The organism is Mycobacterium sp. 1165178.9 (assembly GCF_001673555.1).
Classification (GTDB): domain Bacteria; phylum Actinomycetota; class Actinomycetes; order Mycobacteriales; family Mycobacteriaceae; genus Mycobacterium.
The window spans coordinates 1-2,577 of the sequence record NZ_LZMB01000078.1 but is presented as its reverse complement, the minus strand read 5'-3'; the positions used below and the strand labels follow the sequence as shown (position 1 = coordinate 2,577).

Sequence of the window (2,577 nt, the reverse complement as noted above, 5' to 3'; positions counted from 1 at the left end):
GGTGGTGCCCGATGCGGTCGTCCGGTCCCCAGATGACCTGCACGCGTTGCTGATTGCCGAACGAGTCAGCCTACTGAGTCAGACCCCGTCCGCGTTCTACGCGCTGCAGACCGCTGATGCGCGGGAGGCCGAATCGGGGAATCGGCTCGAACTACAGACGGTGGTATTCGGTGGCGAGGCGCTGGAACCCGGACGCCTTGGCGCGTGGCTGGACCGCCACCGGGCCTCGCCGCGGCTCGTGAACATGTACGGCATCACCGAGACGACGGTGCATGCCTCGTTCCGGGAGATCGGCGCCGACGACGTCGACCGCAGCGTCAGCCCAATCGGCTTGCCGTTGGCCCATCTCGGATTCTTCGTGCTCGACAAGTGGTTGCGTCCGGTGCCGCTGGGCGTGGTGGGCGAGTTGTATGTGGCCGGCGGCGGGCTGGCGTATGGATATGTGGGCCGGGCGGGTTTGAGTGCGTCACGGTTTGTGGCGTGCCCATTTGCTGCCGGCGAGGCGTCCGGATCGCGGATGTATCGCACCGGGGATTTGGTGCGCTGGACGACCGACGGCGAGCTGCAGTACTTGGGACGTGCCGACGATCAGGTCAAGATCCGCGGCTATCGCATCGAGCTCGGCGAAGTGCAGGCCGCCCTGTCCGGGCTGGCCGGTGTCGAGCAGGCGGTGGTGGTCGCCCGTGAGGACCGTCCCGGCGACAAGCGACTGGTCGGCTATGTGACGGGGCCCGTGGATCGGGCCCAGATCCGTGCGGAGCTGGCCGAGCGACTGCCCGCGTACATGGTGCCTGCGGCGGTAGTGGTGCTCGACCGCTTGCCGTTGACGGTCAACGGCAAGCTCGACATCCGGGCACTCCCGGCACCGGAGTACAAGGAAGGCGGTCATTACCGGGGACCCACCAGCGCCGTCGAAGATCTTTTGGCCGGGGTGTATGCCCAGGTGCTGGGGCTCGAGCGGGTCGGCGTCGATGAATCGTTCTTCGACTTGGGTGGGGACTCGTTGTCGGCGATGCGGGTGGTGGCCGCGGTCAACACCGCTCTAGATGCCGGTCTTGCTGTGCGTGCCTTGTTCGAGGCGCCCACGGTAGCCGAATTGGCATTGCGCCTCGGCGACGCCGGCGGTGGGCTGGAGCCGCTGGTGGCGGTGGAGCGGCCCGAGGTGGTGCCGTTGTCGTTCGCCCAGAGCCGGTTGTGGTTCGTCGATCAGCTGCAGGGCGGCTCACCGGTGTACAACATGGCGCTCGGGTTGCAGCTGAGCGGGCGCGTGGATGCCGAGGTATTGAGGGCGGCGCTGGCCGACGTGGTAGGTCGCCACGAAAGCCTGCGCACGCTCTTCCCGTCGGTCGAGGGGATTCCCCGGCAGGTCGTGGTGCCGGTTGAGCTGGCCGATCTCGGTTGGCAGGTGGTCGACGCCAGCGGCTGGTCGACCGGCCGGCTGACTGACGCCGTGGGCGAGGTGGTGCGCGACCCGTTTGACCTGACGTCCCAAATCCCTTTGCGCGCAAAGCTTTACCGTATCAGCGACACGGAGCACGTGTTGGTGGCGGTCCTGCATCATATCGCCGCCGACGGTTGGTCGATCGGGCCGCTGGTGGGCGATCTGGGTGTGGCATATGACAGCCGGTGTGCGGGCCAGGCCCCGGGCTGGGCGCCGTTGCCGGTGCAGTACGTCGACTACACGCTGTGGCAGCGCGAACAGCTGGGTGAGCTGCAGGACCCGCAGAGCCTGATCGGCGCGCAGCTGGCCTATTGGGAAGACGCCCTGGCGGGCATGCCCGAGCGGATTCAGCTGCCCACCGATCGCCCCTATCCGCCGGCGGCCGATTACCGGGGCGCCCGGGTGGTGGTGGACTGGCCGGCACAGTTACAGGAGCAGGTCGCCCGGTTGGCTCGTGAGCACAATGCGACGAGCTTCATGGTGATGCAGGCCGCTCTGGCGGTGCTGCTCGCCAAGATCAGCGCGAATTCCGATGTTGCCGTAGGATTTCCGATCGCCGGGCGACGTGACCCGGCGCTAGATGGCCTGGTGGGATGTTTCGTCAACACGTTGGTGTTGCGGGTGGACCTGTCCGAGGACCCCACCGTCGCCGAGTTGCTGGCCCAGGTGCGGCAGCGCAGCCTCGCCGCCTACGAGCACCAAGACGTGCCCTTCGAGCTGCTGGTGGAACGGCTCAACCCGACGCGGTCGATGAACCATCACCCGCTGGTGCAGGTGTTGTTCGCTTGGCAGAACTTCGCTGGGCAGGAAAACGACCCCGCCGCCGGCCTGAGCTTAGGCGACCTGCAGGTCACCCAGGCGCCGGTGGATACCCGTACCGCCCGGATGGACCTGACGTTCTCGTTGGCCGAACGCTGGACCGAGTCCGGTGCGCCTGCCGGGATCGGCGGCGAGGTGGAATTCCGCACCGACGTGTTCGACGCGGCCAGCATCGAGGTGTTGATCGAGCGGTTGGGGCGGGTGGTGGCGGCTGTCACCGCGGACCCCGGTCAGCGCTTGTCGGCGCTGGATCTGCTCGATGCCACGGAGCACGCCCGGCTGGCGAGGTGGGGCAACAGTGCGGTGCTCGAGCGGCC

Annotated in this window: 1 protein-coding gene; it reads left to right on the top strand. The window is 67.7% G+C overall.

What is annotated here, in order from left to right; translation table 11 throughout:
• Nucleotides 1-2,577 (top strand): condensation domain-containing protein (locus tag A5652_RS04155; protein ID WP_156745147.1); only part of this gene is annotated, 2,577 nt, incomplete at both ends.